Source organism: Collinsella sp. AM33-4BH, assembly GCF_003469205.1.
Taxonomy (GTDB): domain Bacteria; phylum Actinomycetota; class Coriobacteriia; order Coriobacteriales; family Coriobacteriaceae; genus Collinsella.
In genome coordinates, this window is the sequence record NZ_QSIN01000014.1 from 1 (window position 1) to 20,306 (window position 20,306).

Here is a 20,306-nt window from a genome sequence, read left to right on the forward strand (position 1 = left end):
CAGGAATACCTCGATACATACGAGGGAGGTGAATGACATGAAACTATTTGAACAGCTGAAGTCCAATGCGTCGCGCATGGCTGTCTACGCCATCCTCGTGGCAACGGCTTTATGCGGAATCGCGGCACCCGTCTATGCGCTCAACGGGGAGAAAGGCGATGTCGAACCCGCGTACATGGCTTCGACGGTTAAGGACCGGTACAAAGCCTTCTCTGGAGACACGTTTTACGTAGCAGAGTACGACACGACCTACCGTCAGCTTCGCTACAACAAGGGCTACGACTATCTAGGCGCAGAGGCAATCAGCTATACATCGGGTTGGTACGGCTCAAACTATGGACACATAACCCAGTTCAAGTGTAACTACCGTGTGTACAACTAAAGCAACCGGCCGGGACGAGGGGTGACGCAAAAGCGTCGCCCCTCGTTTTTAACCATGTCAACTGAACCTAGTTCAGTTTGGTTGATTTCCGATCTCAGCCGAACACATTGAGCGGAAAGGCCGTTCCCGCAGTCAGTCGAACGTCCCCGGGGCCCTTCTCAGGCCCCGGGGACGGCATTTTCCCAGTTGAAGGAACGGTGGAGATGTGTTTCGATGGGTCAGATTCGTGTCGTTCCGAAAAGACCGTGAACCTTTTGTGGGACGCGCGGCGCCGTGGTACCATAGCCGAGTTTGTTGTCTTGGTCGGAAACCAAGACGCCTTATGCGCTGATCGGTAACCAGCGCCTGACCAATAAGGAGTCCTACCATGAAGCAGGGTATCCATCCCCAGTATGTCGAGTGCACGGTGACGTGCTCCTGCGGCAACACCTTCAAGACGCACGCTACCGTGTCCGAGATGAAGGTCGAGCTTTGCAACGAGTGCCACCCGTTCTACACCGGCCAGCAGAAGTTCGTCGACACCGGTGGACGCGTCCAGCGCTTCGCCGACAAGTTCGGTGGCGCCGCTGCCGCCCAGCTCAAGAAGGCTGAGGAGGCCAAGGCTGCCAAGGCCGCCAAGGCTGCTGAGGCCGAGGCCGCTCGCAAGGCCGCCGCTGAGGCTAAGGCTGCCGAGAAGGCTAAGCGTGCTGCTAAGTTCGCCGAGGAGGCTGCCAAGCAGGCCGCCGAGGCTCCCGCAGAGGCTCCCGTCGAGGAGGCCGCTGCCGAGGCCGAGACCACCGAGGCTGCTGAGTAAATAGCTCGCCGCGGAATCGCTCGCATTCATGGCACAAGGGCCGTGCATCCATTTGGGTGCGCGGCCCTTTTCTTTTTATTGGTGCAAGCTAACCTGTCCCCGTGGCACCAAATGGCAGAGAGACGGCGTTTGCTCAGATAAAACTTGCCAAAATAAACCTGTCCCATTGTGGCAGGTTGGTCATAGTTATTACGTGGCGGTCGAGGTCGACCGTATAGGCCGCGCCTTGTTTGGCTAAAGTACAATCATCTGTGTTTAACTCGCCCGCAGCTGCACGGCGTGGGCGATGGCCAAAAAGGAAAACCACATGGGATTCATGTCAAAGCTGCTGTCCTTTGGATCCGATAAGGACCTTAAGCGCTACTACAAGATCGTCGACCAGATCAACGGTCTTGAGCCCCAGTTTGAGAAGATGACCGAGGAGGAACTCCGCGGCCAGACCGATAAGTTCCGCGAGCGTTACGCCAACGGCGAGTCGCTCGACGACATGCTCCCCGAGGCTTTTGCCACCGTGCGCGAGGCTTCCAAGCGCACCATGGGTATGCGCCACTTTGACGTGCAGCTCATTGGCGCCATGGCACTGCACGAGGGCCACATCGCCGAGATGAAGACCGGCGAGGGCAAGACGCTCGTCTCCACCTTGGCCGGCTACCTCAACGCTATCGCCGGCAAGGGCGTGCATGTCGTTACCGTCAATGATTACCTTGCCAAGCGCGACTCCGAGTGGATGGGCCGCATCTATAAGTACTTGGGCATGACCGTCGGTCTGCTCCAGAACAACATGCCGCTCGAGCTCAAGCGCCCGGCCTACCAGGCCGACGTCACCTACGGCACCAACTCCGAGTTCGGCTTTGATTACCTGCGCGACAACATGGTCACCCGTCCCGAGCAGCGCGTGCAGCGCGGTCACAACTACGCCATCGTCGACGAGGTCGACTCCATCCTGATCGATGAGGCTCGCACCCCGCTGATCATCTCGGGCGCTGGCACCAAGTCCGCCAGTACCTACAAGGACTTCGCGCGTGCCGTGCGTGGCCTTGAGCGCGGCGAGGACGTGTCGCACGACATGCTTACCGCCACCGAGGACGTTGAACCCACGGGCGACTACGTCATGGACGAGGCCAAGCACACCATCGCCGCCACCGAGCGCGGCCTTAAGAAAATCGAGCGCCGCCTGGGTATCGATGACATCTACGCCGACCTTTCGGGTCAGCTGGTCAACCACCTGCAACAGGCGCTGAAGGCCCAGTACATGTTCCACCGCGACAAGCAGTACGTGGTCACCAACGGCGAGGTTAAGATCGTCGACGAGTTCACCGGCCGCATTATGGAAGGTCGCCGTTACTCCGAGGGCCTGCACCAGGCCATCGAGGCCAAAGAGGGCGTGCTCGTACGCGAGGAGAACCAGACCCTGGCCACCATCACCCTGCAGAACTACTTCCGTCTGTATGACAAGCTCTCCGGCATGACCGGCACGGCACTTACCGAGGATGCCGAGTTCCGCGAGATCTACAAGCTGCCCGTCGAGGTCATCCCCTCCAACAAGCCCGTGCAGCGCGTGGACCACGAGGACCTGGTGTACCGCACCATTCAGGCCAAGTACAACGCCGTCGCCGACGATGTCGAGCAGCGTCACGCCAAGGGCCAGCCGGTCCTGGTGGGCACCGTCTCCATCGAGAGCTCCGAGAAGCTGTCCGCCGCCCTTACCAAGCGCGGCATCGCACACGAGGTCCTCAACGCCAAGCACCATGAACGCGAGGCCCACATCGTTGCCCAGGCCGGACGCTACGGCGCCGTGACCATCGCTACCAACATGGCCGGTCGTGGTACCGACATCCTGTTGGGCGGCAACCCCGACGAGCTGGTGCGCGAGCGCCTTGAGTACGAGGGCCTGACCATGGAGGACGTGACGCCCGAGCAGCTTGAGCAGTTTAACGCCGAGGCCAAGGAGACCTGCAAGGCCGAGCGCGAGCGCGTGCTTGCCGCCGGCGGCCTGACCGTTATCGGCACCGAGCGCCACGAGTCCCGTCGTATCGACAACCAGCTGCGCGGCCGCTCCGGCCGTCAGGGCGATCCGGGCGAGACCCAGTTCTACCTGTCGCTCGAGGACGACCTCATGCGCCTGTTCGGCGGCGACAAGATGGACCGCGTCTCCAAGATGATGGTCACGGCCGACATGGGCGACGACATGCCCATCCAGCACAAGATCATCTCCAAGGCCGTCGAGAGCGCCCAGCACAAGGTCGAGAGCATCAACTTCTCCATGCGCAAGAGCGTCCTTGAGTACGACGACGTCATGAACAAGCAGCGCCAGGTCATCTACGCTGAGCGCAATAAGATTCTGGACGGCAAGGACCTGACCGACCACATCACCGAGGTCATGCACGACACCGTGTACCGCTGCGTTCAGGAGTTCTGCACCAAGGACAGTCACGATGGCGAGCGCGACCTGGAGGGCCTGCGCAAGTGGGTTGTGGAGCTCACCGGCCACATCGATACGCCGAAGTTCCCCGACGAGGATTATGAGGCTCTGGCTGCCGATGTCCTGGCTTACGTAGAGAAGTGCTACAACATGAAGGCCGAGCGCTTGGGCGAGGACCTGATGCGCGAGCTCAACACCCAGGTCATGCTGCGCGTCATTGATACCCGCTGGATGAACTACCTGCAGGAGATGGACTATCTCAAGACCGGCATCGGCCTGCGCGGCTTTGGCCAGCGCGACCCGCTGGTCGAGTACAAGACCGAGGCCTACGGCGCGTTCCAGATCCTCGTCGACACCATGTACGAGGATTACCTGCGCACGGTTCTGCGCATCGAGATCAAGGCTGCCCCGCGTGCCGTGGAGCACAAGGAAGAGCCCGCGCTCGAGGGTGCGCGCTTCTCCGGTCCTGCCGAGGTCGATGGCGACAACGGCAACTCGGTGCTGCGCAAGCAGGCGCAGGTGCAGGCCCGCACGGCTGTCCAGGGTGGTCCGGCTGCCGTCAACAACGGTGGCAAGGTGACCACCTATCGCAAGTCCGAGAGCGACGATCCGTACGTCAACGTGGGCCGCAACGACCCGTGCCCCTGCGGTAGCGGCAAGAAGTTTAAGTACTGCCACGGCAGGAATCGTTAATGGCTGAGGCTTTAGAGGTAACGCTCGCCGAGCTGGACGCGTTTGCGGACCGGCTCGGCGAGGTCGAGTCGTATCTCCACTTGGACGAAAAGCGCACGCGCGTGACCGAGCTCGAGGCCAAAAGCGTGGCCCCCGGCTTTTGGGATGACGCCGACGCCGCCCGTGCCACCATGGAGGAAATCGCGCGCACCAAGGAAGATATCGCCGCCGTGGACAACGCGCGCGGCGAGCTTTCCGATGCCCGCGCCGCGCTGGAGCTTGCCGAGGAGATGGGGGATGACCCCGATGCCGCCGCTCTTCGCGAGGAGGCTACAGCCACGGCTGAGCGCCTGGCCCGTGCCATCGATGAGCTTGAGCTTTCGAGCTGGTTTACCGGTGAGTTCGATCACGGCGATGCCATTGTGACCATCAAGCCCGGACAGGGTGGTCTGGAGGCCCAGGACTGGACCTTCATGCTCTTTAAGATGTACATGAAGTACTGCCAGCGTCGCGGCTGGAAGGTCACGATTAACGACTGCCCCGCTGCTGAGGTCATCGGCATCGACCGCGCGACCTTTACCGTCGAGGGCAAGGACGCATTTGGCATGCTGCGCGCCGAGGCCGGCGTCCACCGCTTGGTTCGCATTAGCCCCACCGACGACAAGAAGCGCCGCCAGACCACGTTTGCCGGCGTCGAGGTCATCCCCGTGCTACCCGATGATATCGACATCGAAATCAGTCCCGATGACATCCGCGTGGACGTGTACCACGCGAGCGGCCCGGGCGGTCAGGGCGTTAACACCACCGACTCCGCCGTGCGCGTGACGCATTTCCCCAGCGGCATTGTGGTCACCTGCCAAAACGAGCGCAGCCAGATCCAGAACAAGGCCGCGTGCATGCAGATCCTCAAGGCTCGCCTGTACGAGATTGAGCTCGAGAAGCGCGCCGAGGCCCTGGATGAGATTCGCGGACCCAAAACCACGATTGGTTTTGGCAACCAGATCCGCAGCTACGTGCTCTACCCGTATCAGATGGTTAAGGACCTACGCACGGGCGTTGAGACCAGCAACGTCGAGGCAGTTCTTGACGATGGCGACCTGGACCCGTTTGTTATTGGCTATCATCGCTGGGCCACCGGCAACGCCGATGCAGAAGGCTCGGAGATCTAAAACATCGGGCGGCTTCAAGCCGATGCTAAGCCCAACGGTTGGACGGGTTTGTATCCGGAATAAACCCTGCGCAGGGGTGGTTTTTGTCCGGCGAATCGGTAGAATCGAATACAGCAAGAAGTTCGAAGCGCATCCGTTTGGGTGCGCTTTTTTGAGGGAGGCAGCATGGCATATCGTCTGGACATTAAGCGTATTCTTTCGATGAACTTCTTTCACGACCTGCCCCAGATTATGTTGGGGTGCGCTCTGGCCGCTATTGCGACCGACCTGTTTTTGATTCCCAACGGCCTTGCTGCCGGTGGCGTTACGGGCCTTGCCACCATTATCCAGGCGGTCGGCGCATCGCGCGGTCTATCGCTTCCCGTTGGTATTCAGACGATCGTGATGAACGCCTTGCTGCTGCTGGTCGTTATGCGCGAGGGTGGCATGTTCTACGTGGTGCAGACGGCGACGGGCTTTGTGCTGCTGGGCTTTTTCACCGACCTGTTCGCTCCGTTTGTGGCGCCGCTGGCACATGCCGATCTGATGCTGCCCGCTATGTGGGGCGGCATCATCACGGGCATCGGTTATGGCATGGTGCTGCGCGCCGGCGCCAACACCGGCGGCTCGGACACGATTGGCCAAATCATCTCGCGTAATACCTCGCTGCCCGTGGGCTCGACCGTCATGGCGATCGATGTTGCCGTATGTGCGCTGTCGGCTCCGGTCTTTTCAATCGAAAATGCACTATATGCAGGCCTTTCGATGGTCATTAGCGGCTACGTGATCGATGCCGTGGTCGATGGTGGCAACAAACGCCGTATGGTACTCATCATCTCGGACAAGTTCCCCGATATCGCTGCCGATATCATGTATGGCCTGGGTCGTGGTTGTACCAAGTTTAAGGCGACTGGCATGTATTCGGGTGCCGAGAAGCCGGTGATCATGGTCATCGTGAGCCGTCGGGAGCTCAATACCCTCAAGACGATCGTGCGCGAGCGCGATCCTCACGCCATTGTGACGGTCGCCGACGTTACGGAAGCCTTCGGCGAGGGATTCAAGGACATTAGCGCGTAGGGCCGACCGCGTCCCATCCAAAAGACGTTCACATTGATAAACCGTTTCATCAGCGGTTCTGCCTGCTCAATTGTTCAAATAATGATAAAAACTCTGGTAAAGCCATCAGTTTCCAGCATAATGAATGACGTACGTGCATTGCGGCTGTGTTGGGATTACCTTCGGTGCCGTGCGCATTTTGTCTAATGAGGATGAAAGGAAGGCACAATGAGCGACGAAGAGCTCAAAAAGGTTGCCAACGAGGTAAGGAAGGGCATCGTCACCGGCGTGCACGCTGCCAAGTCCGGCCATCCGGGCGGTTCGCTCGGCGCTGCCGACATCATGACCTATCTGTACTTTGAGGAAATGAACGTCGACCCGTCCGATCCCCGCAAGGCCGATCGCGACCGTTTTGTGCTCTCCAAGGGCCATTGCGCTCCGGGCCTGTACGCCGTGCTCGCCGAGCGCGGGTTCTTCCCCAAGGAGGATCTTGAGACGCTGCGCCACATCGGCAGCCACCTGCAGGGTCACCCCAACATGAACGACACCCCGGGCGTCGACATGTCCACCGGCTCGCTCGGCCAGGGCATTTCCGCCGCCGTGGGCATGGCCGTTGCCGCCAAGCACTGGGGCGATACTTATCGCACGTACGCCCTGCTGGGTGATGGCGAGAGCGAGGAGGGCCAGGTCTGGGAGGCCGCCATGTTTGCCGGCAACCAGCAGCTCGATAACCTCTGCGTGATCGTCGACCACAACGGCCTTCAGATTGACGGTCCCGTCGAGGAGGTCAACGACCCCATGCCGCTCGCCGACAAGTTCCGCGCGTTCAAGTTCCACGTGGTTGAGCTCGCCGACGGCAACGACTTCGACCAGATCCGCGCCGCCTTTGCCGAGGCTCGCGCCACCAAGGGGCAGCCGACCGCCATTATCGCCGAGACCACAAAGGGCAAGGGCGTGTCCTTTATGGAGAACCAGGTTGGCTGGCACGGCAAGGCCCCCAACGATGAACAGTTTGAGCAGGCCATGGCAGAGCTCACGGCCGCCGGAGAGGAGCTCTAGGATGGCAGACGTCAAGAAAATCGCCACGCGTGTAAGCTACGGCGAGGCCCTCGTCGAGCTTGCCAACGAGCACGATGACTTTGTGGTCCTCGACGCCGACCTGGCCGCCGCCACGCAGACCGGTAAGTTTAAGGCCGCTTGCCCCGACCGCTTCTTCGATGTGGGCATTGCCGAGAGCAACCTGATGGGCGTCGCCGCCGGTATCGCGACCACTGGTCGTGTTGCCTTCGCGAGTACCTTTGCCATGTTCGCTGCCGGTCGCGCCTTTGAGCAGGTCCGCAACTCCATCGGCTACCCGCACCTCAACGTCAAGATCGGCGCCACGCACGCCGGTATTTCGGTCGGCGAGGACGGCGCCACGCATCAGTGCTGCGAGGATATCGCCCTCATGCGCGTCATCCCCGGCATGACCGTGATCGTTCCCGCCGACGACGTCGAGGCCCGCGCCGTGACGCGCGCCGCCTACGAGTGCGACGGCCCGGTGTACATGCGCTTCGCCCGTTTGGCCTCGCCGGTTATCAACGACCCCGAGACCTACAAGTTCGAGTTGGGTAAGGGCATTGTCATGCGCGAGGGCGCCGATGTGACCATCATCGCTTGCGGTCTGATGGTCGGCGAGGCCCTCGAGGCCGCCGAGCAGCTCGCTGCCGAGGGCATCGACGCCGAGGTCATCAACATGCACACCATCAAGCCCATCGACGCCGACCTGGTCGTCAAGAGCGCTACCAAGACCGGCCACGTCGTGACCGTCGAGGAGCACTCCGTGATCGGTGGTCTGGGCAGTGCCGTTGCCGACGTCCTGTGCGAGCAGTGCCCGACACCGCTCAAGAAGATCGGTGTCAACGACACCTTCGGCGAGTCCGGCCCGGGTGCCGAGCTCCTGCACAAGTACGGCCTGGACGCCGCCAACATCGTGGCGACCACCAAGGAGTTCTTGGCCTAGAGCAGCTATCGCTCAATCGGCAACAAGCCAATCGCATTCAAATGCAGACAGGGGCGTCCTCAAAGAGGGCGGCCCTGTTTTATATTTCAGCTAAATCAGAGCCGCACCAAGCGAGGCTTTCTCCGGGAAGAGAGCCCAGTACAGCAAAGTGCAATTCAGACCCTTCCAACTTTGTATATGCAGCACCCCAAGATAAACGCGGCGGCCCCTTAGTAGCCGCAGGCCGCGTACAGGGTTACCTCCCAAATCTTTCCGCAGGACGGAGGAGCCCCCGCAGCGCGAAGCGCGCAGCGGGGGCTCCGACATGTCCGAGGACGATTTGGGAGGTAACCCTGTACGCGGCCGGAGGGACCAGGCCCCGCCATGCTTCTTATGTGCATTGAAGGCAATCCTGCTAAAATACAAAGCGCTCATGTAGTTTAAACGCACGACGATAAGGAGCACCAGTGGGTAACCACTTCCGTACCTCCGGTGCGGGCGATGATGCCCCCAAGACGCAGACAGGCGTCCAGGGCAGTCGTTTCGCCACTCCGGATTCAGAGGGCCAGCCTGTTGCTCAGGCCCCCGCTCAGCCGGCAGATCAGGCACAGCCGGTATCCGATCCCTTTGCCTACAATCCCACCAGCGATGTCGCGCTTTCCGGCACGGCGGGTTTTGAGCCCGTTCAGGCCGTGACCGCTCGCGTGGAGCAGCCTCAGGCTGGCGCCGCCACGCCGCAGCCTACCATGGCCGGCATTCCCGACCCCATGGCCCCTGCGACACCGGCTCCTCAGCCTGCGCAGTCCGGTCTCTTTGCCGCTATTCCCGATCCCACGCAGCCTGCTGCCCCGGTGGTCGAGAACGATCAGGCCGCCGAGGTCGCAAGCCTCGATAACGCGCTCAACAACCCCGATTTTACGTCGGTGTTTGCGCCCATCGATCCGCAAGCCAGCCGCAAGAAGATGGCCAAGCAGGCCGGTGTCGAGCCCGTCATCCTTATGGAGCATGTCACCAAGATCTATCCGGCACAGCCCAACAAGCCTGCACTCGACGACATCAACATCGAGATCTATCCGGGCGAGTTCGTCTTCCTGGTCGGTCATTCCGGCTCGGGTAAGACCACGCTGCTGTCGACGCTCAACCGCGACGTCAAGCCGACGAGCGGCCGCATCTTGGTTGCCGGTCAGGACCTCATGAAGATCAAGAACCGCAAGGTTCCGTTCCTGCGCCGCCAGATTGGCGCCGTGTTCCAGGACTTTAAGCTTCTGCCGCAAAAGACCGCCTACGAAAACGTGGCGTTTGCCCTGCAGTGCATCGGCAAGCCTAAGGGCGTCATTCGCAGCCAGGTGCCGGAGGTGCTGCGTCTGGTCGGTCTGGCCGATCAGATGGACTCGCTGCCCGACCAGCTTTCCGGTGGCGAGCAGCAGCGCGTCGCCGTCGCCCGCGCTATGGTCAACCGTCCGCCGCTGCTGATCTGCGACGAGCCCACGGGTAACCTCGACCCGGCGATCTCGCTGGGCATCATGAAGCTGCTCGAGCGTATTAACCGCACCGGCACCACCGTGATCGTCGCCACGCACGACCGCGAGATGGTCGATAGCATGCACCGTCGCGTGATCGCCCTCGAGGGCGGCCACGTTATCCGCGACCAGGAGAGGGGAGGTTACGGCAACTATGGCACCAACTAACGTGGGCTACTCCTTCAAAGAGGCAATCAGTCACTTCTTCCGTAACTGGACTACCTCGCTCGGCGCCGTCATCACGATCTTCCTTTCGCTGTTTATCATCGGCCTGTTCATCATGGGCTCCGCGATGCTGAACTCCGTGATCGGCACCGTCGAGGATCAGGTTGTCATCAACGCGTTCATTAGCGATGACGCCGATCAGGCCGATGTTCAGGCTTTTGAGGCCGAGCTTAAGACGTGGAATAACGTCAAGTCCGTGACCTATAAGGACAAGGACGACGCGCTGGCCGAGTATACGAGCAAGATGTCGGGCAACGCCGACGCCACCATGAGCGCGCTCGATGGCCAGAACCCGCTGCCGGCTTCGTTTGCAATTGAGATGGACGATCCGTCCAAGGTCGAGAGCACGGCAGAGAAGCTCAAGAAGAACGCCGACTTCCAGAAGATCGCGGATGACGGCGACGTCAACGCGAGCGTGCTGTACGGCCAGGAGGAAGTGAGCCGCCTGTTCCAGGTGACCAACTACATCCGCATCGCCGCCGTGGTGCTCGTTGGCCTTCTGACCTTTATCGCATTCATCTTCATCAACAACACGATTCGCCTGTCCATCACGGCGCGTCGTCGTGAGATTGCGATTATGCGTCTGGTCGGCGCCAGCAACGGCTTCATTCGCGGCCCGTTTATCACCGAGGGCGTACTGCAGGCCATTTTGGGCTCGCTGCTTTCCATCGGTGTTCTGGAGCTGCTGCGCAATCTGATGATTCCGCGTCTGCAGGAGAGCATCGGCTGGATGTCGTTTGCCCTGCCGATGCAGTACTACCTGGTGACCTATGCTGCGCTGATTCTGGTCGGCGTGATTATCGGTCTCTTTGGTTCTGCCATCGCCATGCGCCGCTACCTGCGCGTGTAGGCATGCCTGGAATTCACCCTTCCAACGGGTCGTCTCTTATGGGGCGGCCCGTTTTTTGATCCCTAGGGGACGGCAGGAAAGCGAATCATTTGGGTAGACTCTTTGGAGTTCGCAATCGATAGCAAGGAGGCGCCATGGGGCGCAATAACAAGCATAAGCGTGGAGCTCGCAATAAGCGCGGGCCGGTGCGCAGCGAACGCCGTCCGAGCCTGACCGGGCGCGTGCAGCTCCATGAGCACAGTGCCTATGTCATAACCGAGAATGGCGACTACAAGGTCATGGGTCGCGGCAAGCGTGAGATCATGGACGGCGATACCGTTGCCGTGAGCATTAAGAACAGCCCGCATGGCGAGCGTCGCGCCGTGATCGAGGGCGTGGTTGAGCGCGCAGCTATAAGCGTGGTGGGCACGTACCAGACCGCCGGTCCGCTCGGTGTGATTGAACCGCTCGATTCGCGCCTGAAGGCCGACTTCTTCATTCTGCCTGAGGATACCTCGGCGGATCGTCTGGGTGTCCACCCGGGTGATGCCGTTGTCGCGCGCATTTTGACCTACCCGACGCGCCTGGAATCGGGCACCGTGACGATCGAACGCCGCATTGGCGGAGATGACGCGCCCGATTTGGGCGTTCAATATGTGATGGCGCGTTATGGCTATACCGATAGCTATCCCGAGGCCGCGCTGGACGAGGCCGAGGGGCTTTCGCTCGATGTGGCCTCGGCGCTTAAGGACCCGCTCCGCCGCGATCTGCGCGACCGCTTTGTCATCACGATCGACCCGGTCGACGCGCGCGACTTTGACGATGCCATTTCGCTTGAGCGCACGCCCGAGGGTGGCTACAAGCTGGGCGTGCATATCGCCGACGTTTCACACTATGTGGCTTGGGACGGGCATATCGATCTTGAGGCTCGCCATCGTACGACATCGGTGTATCTGGCCGATCGCGTGCTTCCCATGCTGCCCGAGCGCCTGTCTAATGACCTGTGCTCGCTTCGCCCTGACGAGGACCGTCTTGCGTTTACCGTCGATATCGAGCTCGATGCGCAGGGTCGCGTGCGGCATTACGATCCGTACCCCAGCGTGATTCGCTCGCGTGTGCGTATGGACTATGACGGCGCCGAGGCGCTGCTGGTGCGTGCCGGCGCGGTGGAGTATGGGGTGCTGGAGGGTGCCGCCGAGGATGTTGCGGCTGCCGAGGCCTCGCGCGAGGAGGCGCTTGAGCGTGGGCTTGCATGCGAAGAGGCAGCCCGCGGCTATAACGTCGACCTCGGCGATTTCCTTGTCGCCGCCAACGAACTCGCCGAACTTCGCCGTCGTATTCGTCGTGCCCGCGGCTCAGTCGATTTTGACACGGCCGAGATTCGCGCTCTATTGGATGAGGACGGAGTACCCGTGCAGATTGTGGCGCGCGAGCGTTCGTGTGCCACGTCGCTTATCGAGGAAGCCATGCTACTCGCCAACGAGTGCGTTGCAGAGTGGCTGGCAGACCGTGATATCGAGGCCTGCTATCGCGTGCATGAGGATCCGAGCCCCGATAGCCTGCACGGTGCCGCCGTTGCGCTGGCGCAGCTAGGCATCATCGACGATCGCCGTGCTGCCGGTATCGCCCTGGGGAGTCCCGATGAGCTACAGGCTGCAGTTGATGCTGCCGCCGGTACGGCCAACGCACCGCTCGTCAACACGCTGCTTCTGCGCAGCATGCAGCGCGCACTGTACAAGCCGCGCAACGAGGGCCACTTTGCGCTCGCCGCGCCGTGCTACTGTCACTTTACGAGTCCCATCCGTCGCTACCCCGATCTGGTGGTGCACCGCGTGCTCAAACTGCAGTTGGCCTATGAGCAGCTCGGCGGCAAGGACGCCCTGGTCCGTACGCCGCGGCTGATCGGCAAGGGGCGCGAGTCGCTGCCGCGCATTCTGCCGCAGATCTGCCGCGCATGCAGCGATGCCGAGCGCGCGGCAGATGCCGCTAGCCATGCGACGCAAAAGATCAAGATTGCCCAGTACTATGAGGACCGTCTGGGCGAGCGCTATGCCGGAACCGTCTCGTGGGTTAGCAGCATGGGCCTCTTTGTGCGCTTGGACCTGACGCAGGTCGAAGGCTTGGTTTCGATCAAGAGCCTGGGCAACGAGTGGTTCGAGTTCGACGAGGATGCGCTCACGCTCACAGGTGCCGACACGGGGACTCGCTATGAACTGGGTCAGCGCGTGATTATCGAGGTCTCGCGCGTCAATACCACGCGTGGGCACTTGGACTTTAAGCTTATCCATTAGCCAAATCTCGACTCATGGCGGGAGAGCGGAGGGCGGTCTTTCGGGGCCGCCCTCCGCATTTGGATCATGGCTACCTTGCCGTCTGCTCGGCCGCCCGCTTACCTGCTATTCGAGAGGTAAAACCTACCAAAATAAACCTGTCCCTTTTTGGCAGGTTTACAAGAAAGCGGGGATGAGATGGCGACGGTGTACGGTTATGCGCGGGTGAGTTCGCGCGATCAGAATCTGAATCGGCAGCTGGATGCGCTGGGCGCCTATGGCGTGGGCTCGGCGAATATTTATGCCGACCATGCGAGCGGCAAGGACTTCGATCGCCCGCGGTATCGCGAGCTGCTGCACATCCTGGGAGACGGGGACGTGCTGGTGGTGCTTTCTATCGACCGACTTGGCCGTAATTACTCCGAGATTCTTGAGGAATGGCGACGCATTACCAAGGAGCTCGGGGTTGCCATTGTGGTGTTGGACATGCCATTGCTTGACACGCGCGTCAGGGCCAGCGGCACGCCGGATGTGACCAACACCCTGATTGCCGATATTGTGCTGCAACTGCTGAGCTACGTGGCGCAGGTGGAGCGCGAGAATATCCATCGGCGCCAGGCGGAGGGAATTGCAGCTGCGCGGGCGCGAGGGGTCCGTTTCGGTCGACCTCGCAAGCCGTGCCCTCCTCAGTTTGAGCTGGTGCGCGATAGCTATGAGGCGGGCGATATAACCCGCAGCCAGGCAGCAAAGTGCCTGGGCGTGTGCGTGGGGACGTTCGATCGCTGGATGCGCGAGGCGGGGTAGAGGTTTGCGTCGCTTTGTCGCTTCCTGTTGCGATTCAAATTTTGATACGGTGACGATGTCATTTGGGGCTACACTCGCTGATATTCAAAAAAAGGAGGTTGGCCCTTGTCGCGCGTAAAACAAATAATCGGATGGACCGCGATCGTTCTGTTCGTTGTAACGCTGGCGGGCATCTGGGTGCTGACGGAGCAAAATGCGGTGGAGACGTCGTTGCTGAGCGAGTCCACCGCGCGTGTGGTAGAGGGTCAGGCTACGGGCGTTCAGGCTGTCGATGCCACGGGTGAAGCCCAGACGGAGAACGGAATGACCGGGGGCGCCGATTCGGCTGCCTCGAATGTCCGGTCTGGCCGACTTGCTTCCATTCGCATGTGGGTGGGCACGAACGTCCGTCGCGTTGCCCATACCGTAGAGTTTTTCTTCGTCGGATTGTTCGCCTCGGTGGTCGTGGTTTGCTTTTCCAGGCGTCCGTGGAGCGTATGCTCCCGTTGCGTGCCCGTATTGCTCTTTTGCGCCGCCTGCTCCGTTGGCGATCAGGTACATAAGATCTTTGTTCCCGGCAGGCATTTCGACGTTATCGATCTAGGATTCGATGCTGCGGGCTATGTCACCGCCATGCTGTTGGTATTGCTGGCGGCGGCGTTGGTGCGCCATGCGAATCGGCCGATCGGCGCCCATGCGAGGCGCTAGCCTTAAGACGAGACATCGCGACTGCCTGCGCTTCGACATTGACTACAATAACGGCTGCAATCGCGAGTGGCCGTCGATGTGCAGTTTTCCAGACACCTGTTTTCTCTAAGAAAGGAAATCCCATGACCGTACTGTTTGTTGAATATCCCAAGTGCTCGACCTGCAAAAAGGCCAAGGCGTGGCTGGACGAACACGGGGTAGAGTATATCGACCGCGATATCGTTTTGGACAATCCCACGGCTGATGAGCTAGCGACCTGGATTGCTCGTTCGGGGCTGCCGGTGCGGCGCTTCTTTAATTCGTCGGGCATGAAATATCGAGAGCTGGGCCTGAAGGCGCGCCTGGATGCGGGCATGACGGATCGGGAGTGCTACGAGCTGCTGGCGACCGACGGCATGCTGGTCAAGCGTCCGCTGCTGGTGGGCGACGACTTTGTGATTCCCGGCTTTAGGGAATCGGCTTGGGCCGAGGCGTTGCTGTAGCGGCTGCGGAAAGTACGTCCCATTTCGAGTGCGGGCCTGCCCCAGTCAGTCCTTCAGCTGTGCCCATTCGTGCGGATCGTAGACCTTTACGTGCTTGTTGGGCTTGCCGCTCCAGTACTCCTCGTCCATAAAGGGCAGGTATGCCTGAATGCCGGGGCAGATAAAGGGAATCCGCTGCTGTTGCAGTCGCTCGCGCTGGCGCTGCTCCAGGCGCGCCTCGGATATGACGGTCGGCATGCCGGACAGCTCGACGAGGCTTGCCTGGATTCGCTTAAGGTCGGGGAGTCCCGCGTGCCATGACATCCGCATGATCAAAAAGGATGCACGGCGGTAGTTTGCCTGCATCACCGTGATGGCGGGGCGCAGTGTGGGATGGATTTTGTCCCGTTCGGGCCAAAGGTCAGCAGTGATCTCGAGGCCCAGGGTCTCCCATAGGTAATCAAGCTCTTCGTCCATGGCGCCTCGATATCTACGCGATCATTGATACTCCGATTGTGTTGCCTGGTGCTATCGTTTTCACGGTAGAATCTGCCAACGGTTGACGGCTACCGCTCGCGGCGTTTTGCCCTTCGTGTGCAGCGGTCGGCTTCACAGGTCCTTCACCGGTTGGACTAAATTAGGCCAATTTGGCTGAATTTTAAAAAAGTCAAAATTGGGGCTTGCGTCACGGCGGTACTTCCCGTATATTTCTTTCTTGCGCAAAGGCACAGCCGAGCGCAGCGATGCAGTCATTGGGATGTCGTCTAATGGCAGGACAGCGGATTCTGGTTCCGTCAATGGGGGTTCGACTCCCTCCATCCCAGCCATTGCATTTGCTACATATGGCCCGTTCGTCTAGCGGTTTAGGACGCCGCCCTCTCAAGGCGGAGATCACCAGTTCGAATCTGGTACGGGCTACCAAAATTGAACGCCCGGGCCTCGTAAGAGACCCGGGTTTTGTGTATTGACCGATATTTAAGGCGCGCGTTGAGTCTGCCGCCCGGACCGAGGAGTTGTCATGGACCTGCCTATCAGCTTGGAAGACATCACGTATGCCGAGAACTATCTGGCGCAGGGCGACCTGGCTACGGCGACGCCGCTGTTGGAGCGTCTGGTGGAGCTCGCCGAGGAGTATATCGACGCCGAGTGCAAGACGGAGGAGAAGCGCCAGTACTTTAGCTTCGACAGCAAGTTTGAGCGCCTGGCCTATCGCCGCGTGGAGAAGGATCCGCGCGAGCTGGTGCAGGTCGAGGTTCCCTTTGACCGCCTGTACTCCGACATGGCGTTTGCCTACATTCGCCAGCAGGATTATGTGAGTGCTCGGAATGCCCTGATGCAGGCCGTGCGTTGGGATCCCATGAACTGCAACTATCGCTTGGACTTGGCCGAGCTGTTCCGCGCGCTCGAGGACAAGCAGGAGTGGGCATCGCTCTCGTTCTCGGTGCTGGAGCGCGCGAGCGACGGTAAGTGCGCCGCACGCGCCTACACCAATTTGGGTCAGTACTTCTTGGAGCCCGAGACCGAGAACATTTCGGCTGCCGTGGGCTGCGCGCGTCTGGCGCTGCGCCTGGCGCCCAACGATGCGCATACGACGCGCCTGCTCAACAAGATCCATACCACCTATCCGGATGCCGCGGACGAGAGTGACGACCATGTGATGGGTGAGCTCGCCCTGCAGGGCGTGCCGACCTCGCCTTCGGCCGAGATCGCCATCTGCCTGATCATGTGCGCGACCGATGCTGCAAGCGACGGCGACAAGCAGGAGGCTACGCGCCTGACGGTCCGTGCCCGCGACCTGGTGGGCGAAGAGGCGTGCGCGGCGATTATCAAGCTGGTGCGCGAGAGTGATGCCGAGCTTAACGCCGAGCGCAAGGCAAAGCGCGAGGCTGCGGGCTCAAACGCCGATGGCGCCAAGGAGGCCGGCGATGCCCAGTAAGCGCGAGCGCAAGCTCATTTCCAAGAATCGCTCGGCACATCACGAGTACTTTATCGATGAGACGTTTGAGTGCGGTATTGAGCTGAGCGGTACCGAAGTCAAGTCGATTCGCGAGCGCGCGTGCCAGATTACCGATACCTTTGCACTGATTCGTGGCGGGGAGTGCTGGCTCGTCGGCCTACATATCCACCCTTATAGCCATGGTGGCGTGTGGAATCGCGATCCCGACCGTCGGCGCCGTCTGCTGCTGCACCGCAAGGAGATCGACTTTCTTGACGGCAAACTTCGCAACCGTGGTTATGCGCTGGTTCCGTTGGAGCTCTACTTTAATACCGACGGCCGCGTAAAGCTGCTGCTGGGCCTGGGCCGAGGCAAAAAGCTCTACGACAAGCGCGAGGACATGGCCAAACGCGATGTTCAACGCGAGATTGACCGCGCCCTCAAGGAACGCAACCGCTGACCGTCCTTCATAAGTTGCGGTGGAATACGGACTGTTTTGCCTGTTTGAGGGGCTATTCAGTCCCTATTTCACCGCAGCTGCGGGTGTCTCATCTTTCTTACTGTTCTGACACATATGTTTCAAAGGCGGCGTCCGTTATGGGCGCTGCCTTTTTTGTGGGTACATACATCCATGAGGTTCCAACCCGAGCTAGGGGAGTGATCGTTATGGACAAAACTGCGTTCTTTACCATGCCGAGCGGCCTGTACGTGGTGAGCGCCGCGGCAGACGGGCTGCGCGCCGGCTGCGTCATCAACACTGCGGTGCAGGTGACGTCCATGCCGCCGCGCATTTCGGTTGCCGTGAACAAGGACAACGTCACCTCGGGCGTCATCGCTTCGGCCAAAGCGTTCGCGCTGACCGTGATCGATCAGACCGCCGATATGCTCTACATCGGTAACTTTGGGTTCCGTACCAGCAGCGATTATGACAAGTTTGCCAAATACGAGACCCGCGAGACGGCTCTGGGCATGCCCTATGTGCCCGAGCACGCGGCGGCCCTGTTTAGCTGCCATTTGATCGACACTGTGGATGTTGGCACGCATCTACTGTTTATCGGCGAGGTCGAGGATGCCGAGCGCTTGAGTGACGAGACGCCGCTCACCTACGATTACTACCATAAGGTCCTGAAGGGCAAGACGCCTCCGAAGGCGTCCTCGTATCAAGGCTAGAAATGTTTTAAAAATACTTGCATTATATTATTGAGAATCTATACTGATAAATGAAGTACATCACCAGTCGCGTTCGAGAGGAGAACATCATGGCTGAGGAGAAGAAGACGTATAAGTTCGTGTGCATCGTTTGTGGCTACGAGGTTGAGGTCGACACGCCCGAGCTGCCCGAGGACTACGTGTGCCCGGTCTGCGGCGTCGGTCCCGATCAGTTTGAGCTCGTCGAGGAGTAGCTCGTCGGCACGCGGCTCACGGCAACATATAGCTCTGTCCAAGGGTCCCGGTCGGATATCCCGGCCGGGACCCTTTTTCTCCGCCCCCAAGGGATCACGGTTGCTGTTGGCCGATCCTGTCTGTTGTGAGTCCGGCCGACCTTTTGTCTTAATCTGTAACGTCTAACGGCTCAAAACGGGTCTTCCTGTTACAGATCGAGACAAACCAAAACCGTCCGGCAGAAGGTCTCAATCTGTAACATCTAACGGTGAAAATTGGGTCCACTTGTTACAGATTGAGACAAACGGAGCTGTCCCTCGGAATAATCTCGATCTGTAACATCTAGATATTAAAAGCGTGTCTAGATGTTACAGATTGAGACGTTTGCCTGGGTAGGTGCCCCGCCCCATTACATCCCCGTCAATAACACGACATCGAGAATCGTCACGATGGCGCCGATCCCTATGAGCAGCGCGTTGAGCGGGCGCGAGTTGGCGTATTTGCCCATGACGCGGCGTGAGCTGGTGAGCCGTATGAGCACAAAGACCGTAATCGGCAGCTGAAGCGACAGCAGCGCCTGACTCCAGATGAGACCTTCAAAAGGATTTGGGACGACCAGGCACGCCGCCACTGCGCCGACGAAACTGGCCGCCACCCCGATCGAGGAATGTCGGTCGTGGATGTCGTATTCCTCGTCGAACATTCCCGCGGTGATGGTGCCTGCCGCCATGCCTGCCGTCACACTACTCGAGAGGCCCGCAAACAGCAGCGCCACCGCAAAGATGGTCGAGCTTGCCGGGCCCAGAATGGGGGAGAGCGTATCCGCTGCGACGGCGAGGTCGTCTACGACAATGCCGTGCGCAAAGAAGGCCGTTGCGGCCAGGATGACCATGGCCGAGTTGATTGCCCAGCCCACGCCCATCGAAAAGAGCGTGTCGAAGAGCTCGTAGCGCAGACGCTCTTCGATAACCTGCTCGCCTTGGCCTTCGAAGTGCATGGATTGGATGACCTCGGAGTGCAGAAAGAGGTTGTGGGGCATAACGACCGCGCCTAGGACACTTACGATAATCGCGGCCGAGCCGGTGGGCATACTGGGCGTGATCCAGCTTGCGGCGGCCTGCGGCCAGTCGACCTTGACCAGTACGAGCTCGGCCAAAAACGAGAGTCCCACCACGCCCACGAAGGCGATGATCCATCGCTCGGCGCGTTTGTAGGAGCTCGTCATAAGCATCGCCATCGATATTGCCGCCACGATGATGCAGCCGGCGCGTACAGGCAGGCCAAAGAGCATTTGAAGGGCAATCGCACCACCCAGGACTTCGGCCATGGCGGTGGCGATGGTCGCGAGATAGGCACTGCCGAGCACAGCGCGCCCAACGAAGCGGGGGAGGTAACGTGTCGTGGCCTCGGCAAGACAGGCGCCCGTGGCGATACCCAGGTGTGCCGCGTTGTGCTGCAGCACAATGAGCATAATCGTGGACAGCGTGACGATCCACAGCAGCGCGTAGCCAAACTGCGAGCCCGCGGCCATATTGGAGGCCCAGTTGCCCGGGTCGATAAAGCCGACGGTCACGAGCAGCCCGGGGCCGATATGCCGCGCAATGTCTAGGCCTCCGTGACCACCGGTGCGCCGGGAGCCAAAATGTTGTTTGAGATGGTTGAGCATGGTGAGCTCCTGTGTATGGGCGGCGTGACGTCACATCTGGGCCGTGCGGCGCCACGCGTCGGTTTTGGGTT

The 20,306-nt window shown here is 60.3% G+C and carries 19 protein-coding genes and 2 tRNA genes; 19 read left to right on the forward strand and 2 right to left on the reverse strand.

Going from position 1 to position 20,306, the window contains the following annotated elements:
- Positions 1-37 precede the first annotated feature (37 nt).
- From DW821_RS09005 to DW821_RS09065, 13 genes are all read left to right on the forward strand, one after another.
- A complete protein-coding gene (locus tag DW821_RS09005) occupies positions 38-382 on the forward strand; it encodes a hypothetical protein (RefSeq protein ID WP_147487040.1) in 345 nt (114 codons plus the stop codon).
- A gap of 367 nt (positions 383-749) precedes the next feature.
- Positions 750-1,175: a 50S ribosomal protein L31 gene (gene rpmE / locus DW821_RS09010; RefSeq protein ID WP_006235303.1), complete on the forward strand. Its 426-nt coding sequence runs from the start codon at positions 750-752 to the stop codon at positions 1,173-1,175.
- 307 nt (positions 1,176-1,482) lie between these two features.
- The gene (secA, locus tag DW821_RS09015; protein ID WP_117638070.1) at positions 1,483-4,290 is read left to right on the forward strand and encodes a preprotein translocase subunit SecA; all 2,808 of its coding nucleotides are present in this window, start codon (positions 1,483-1,485) and stop codon (positions 4,288-4,290) included.
- Positions 4,290-5,438, forward strand: coding sequence for a peptide chain release factor 2 (prfB, locus tag DW821_RS09020; RefSeq protein ID WP_089572239.1), 1,149 nt, complete (start codon positions 4,290-4,292; stop codon positions 5,436-5,438). The genes secA and prfB overlap by 1 nt, the downstream gene beginning before the upstream one ends.
- Positions 5,439-5,603: 165 nt before the next feature.
- A complete protein-coding gene (locus tag DW821_RS09025) occupies positions 5,604-6,494 on the forward strand; it encodes a YitT family protein (protein WP_117564199.1) in 891 nt (296 codons plus the stop codon).
- A 207-nt stretch (positions 6,495-6,701) separates the two neighbouring features.
- Positions 6,702-7,532 carry a transketolase gene (locus DW821_RS09030; RefSeq protein WP_117638068.1) on the forward strand — a complete coding sequence of 277 codons (831 nt, stop codon included), beginning with the start codon at positions 6,702-6,704 and terminating at the stop codon, positions 7,530-7,532.
- A 1-nt stretch (position 7,533) separates the two neighbouring features.
- Positions 7,534-8,475, forward strand: a complete 942-nt coding sequence (locus DW821_RS09035; protein ID WP_117786557.1) for a transketolase family protein — start codon at positions 7,534-7,536, stop codon at positions 8,473-8,475.
- A gap of 446 nt (positions 8,476-8,921) precedes the next feature.
- The gene (ftsE, locus tag DW821_RS09040; RefSeq protein WP_118066567.1) at positions 8,922-10,142 is read left to right on the forward strand and encodes a cell division ATP-binding protein FtsE; all 1,221 of its coding nucleotides are present in this window, start codon (positions 8,922-8,924) and stop codon (positions 10,140-10,142) included.
- Complete coding sequence (gene ftsX, locus DW821_RS09045) at positions 10,129-11,049, forward strand: permease-like cell division protein FtsX (RefSeq protein WP_117778507.1); 921 nt, start codon at positions 10,129-10,131, stop codon at positions 11,047-11,049. The genes ftsE and ftsX overlap by 14 nt, the downstream gene beginning before the upstream one ends.
- A 134-nt stretch (positions 11,050-11,183) precedes the next feature.
- Positions 11,184-13,319 carry a ribonuclease R family protein gene (locus tag DW821_RS09050; protein ID WP_118066569.1) on the forward strand — a complete coding sequence of 712 codons (2,136 nt, stop codon included), beginning with the start codon at positions 11,184-11,186 and terminating at the stop codon, positions 13,317-13,319.
- A 177-nt stretch (positions 13,320-13,496) separates the two neighbouring features.
- On the forward strand, positions 13,497-14,102 hold the full coding sequence (locus tag DW821_RS09055) for a recombinase family protein (RefSeq protein WP_118066571.1): 606 nt from the start codon (positions 13,497-13,499) through the stop codon (positions 14,100-14,102).
- Positions 14,103-14,207: 105 nt separating this feature from the next.
- The gene (locus DW821_RS09060) at positions 14,208-14,789 is read left to right on the forward strand and encodes a VanZ family protein (protein WP_118066573.1); all 582 of its coding nucleotides are present in this window, start codon (positions 14,208-14,210) and stop codon (positions 14,787-14,789) included.
- 122 nt (positions 14,790-14,911) lie between these two features.
- Positions 14,912-15,271 carry an arsenate reductase family protein gene (locus DW821_RS09065; protein ID WP_118066575.1) on the forward strand — a complete coding sequence of 120 codons (360 nt, stop codon included), beginning with the start codon at positions 14,912-14,914 and terminating at the stop codon, positions 15,269-15,271.
- Between the two features lie 45 nt (positions 15,272-15,316).
- Here the strand turns inward: DW821_RS09065 and DW821_RS09070 are convergent, their stop codons facing one another.
- Positions 15,317-15,727 carry a hypothetical protein gene (locus DW821_RS09070; RefSeq protein ID WP_118066577.1) on the reverse strand — a complete coding sequence of 137 codons (411 nt, stop codon included), beginning with the start codon at positions 15,725-15,727 and terminating at the stop codon, positions 15,317-15,319.
- Positions 15,728-16,003: 276 nt separating this feature from the next.
- Between DW821_RS09070 and DW821_RS09075 the strand changes: the two genes are divergently transcribed.
- The 6 genes from DW821_RS09075 (at position 16,004) to DW821_RS09100 (ending at position 18,589) form a co-directional block, all read left to right on the forward strand.
- Positions 16,004-16,077, forward strand: a tRNA-Gln gene (locus DW821_RS09075).
- 17 nt (positions 16,078-16,094) lie between these two features.
- Positions 16,095-16,171 (forward strand) — tRNA-Glu (locus DW821_RS09080).
- A 97-nt stretch (positions 16,172-16,268) separates the two neighbouring features.
- A complete protein-coding gene (locus DW821_RS09085; protein WP_117634813.1) occupies positions 16,269-17,186 on the forward strand; it encodes a hypothetical protein in 918 nt (305 codons plus the stop codon).
- Positions 17,176-17,646, forward strand: coding sequence for an SsrA-binding protein SmpB (gene smpB / locus DW821_RS09090; protein WP_006235325.1), 471 nt, complete (start codon positions 17,176-17,178; stop codon positions 17,644-17,646). Before DW821_RS09085 ends, smpB begins: the two co-directional genes overlap by 11 nt.
- Before the next feature lie 206 nt (positions 17,647-17,852).
- Positions 17,853-18,356: a flavin reductase family protein gene (locus DW821_RS09095; RefSeq protein ID WP_055251877.1), complete on the forward strand. Its 504-nt coding sequence runs from the start codon at positions 17,853-17,855 to the stop codon at positions 18,354-18,356.
- 89 nt (positions 18,357-18,445) lie between these two features.
- Positions 18,446-18,589, forward strand: coding sequence for a rubredoxin-like domain-containing protein (locus tag DW821_RS09100; protein ID WP_117638060.1), 144 nt, complete (start codon positions 18,446-18,448; stop codon positions 18,587-18,589).
- A 389-nt stretch (positions 18,590-18,978) separates the two neighbouring features.
- Here DW821_RS09100 and DW821_RS09105 read toward each other — a convergent pair whose 3' ends face one another.
- On the reverse strand, positions 18,979-20,235 hold the full coding sequence (locus DW821_RS09105) for an Nramp family divalent metal transporter (protein ID WP_118066579.1): 1,257 nt from the start codon (positions 20,233-20,235) through the stop codon (positions 18,979-18,981).
- Positions 20,236-20,306: the final 71 nt, after the last annotated feature.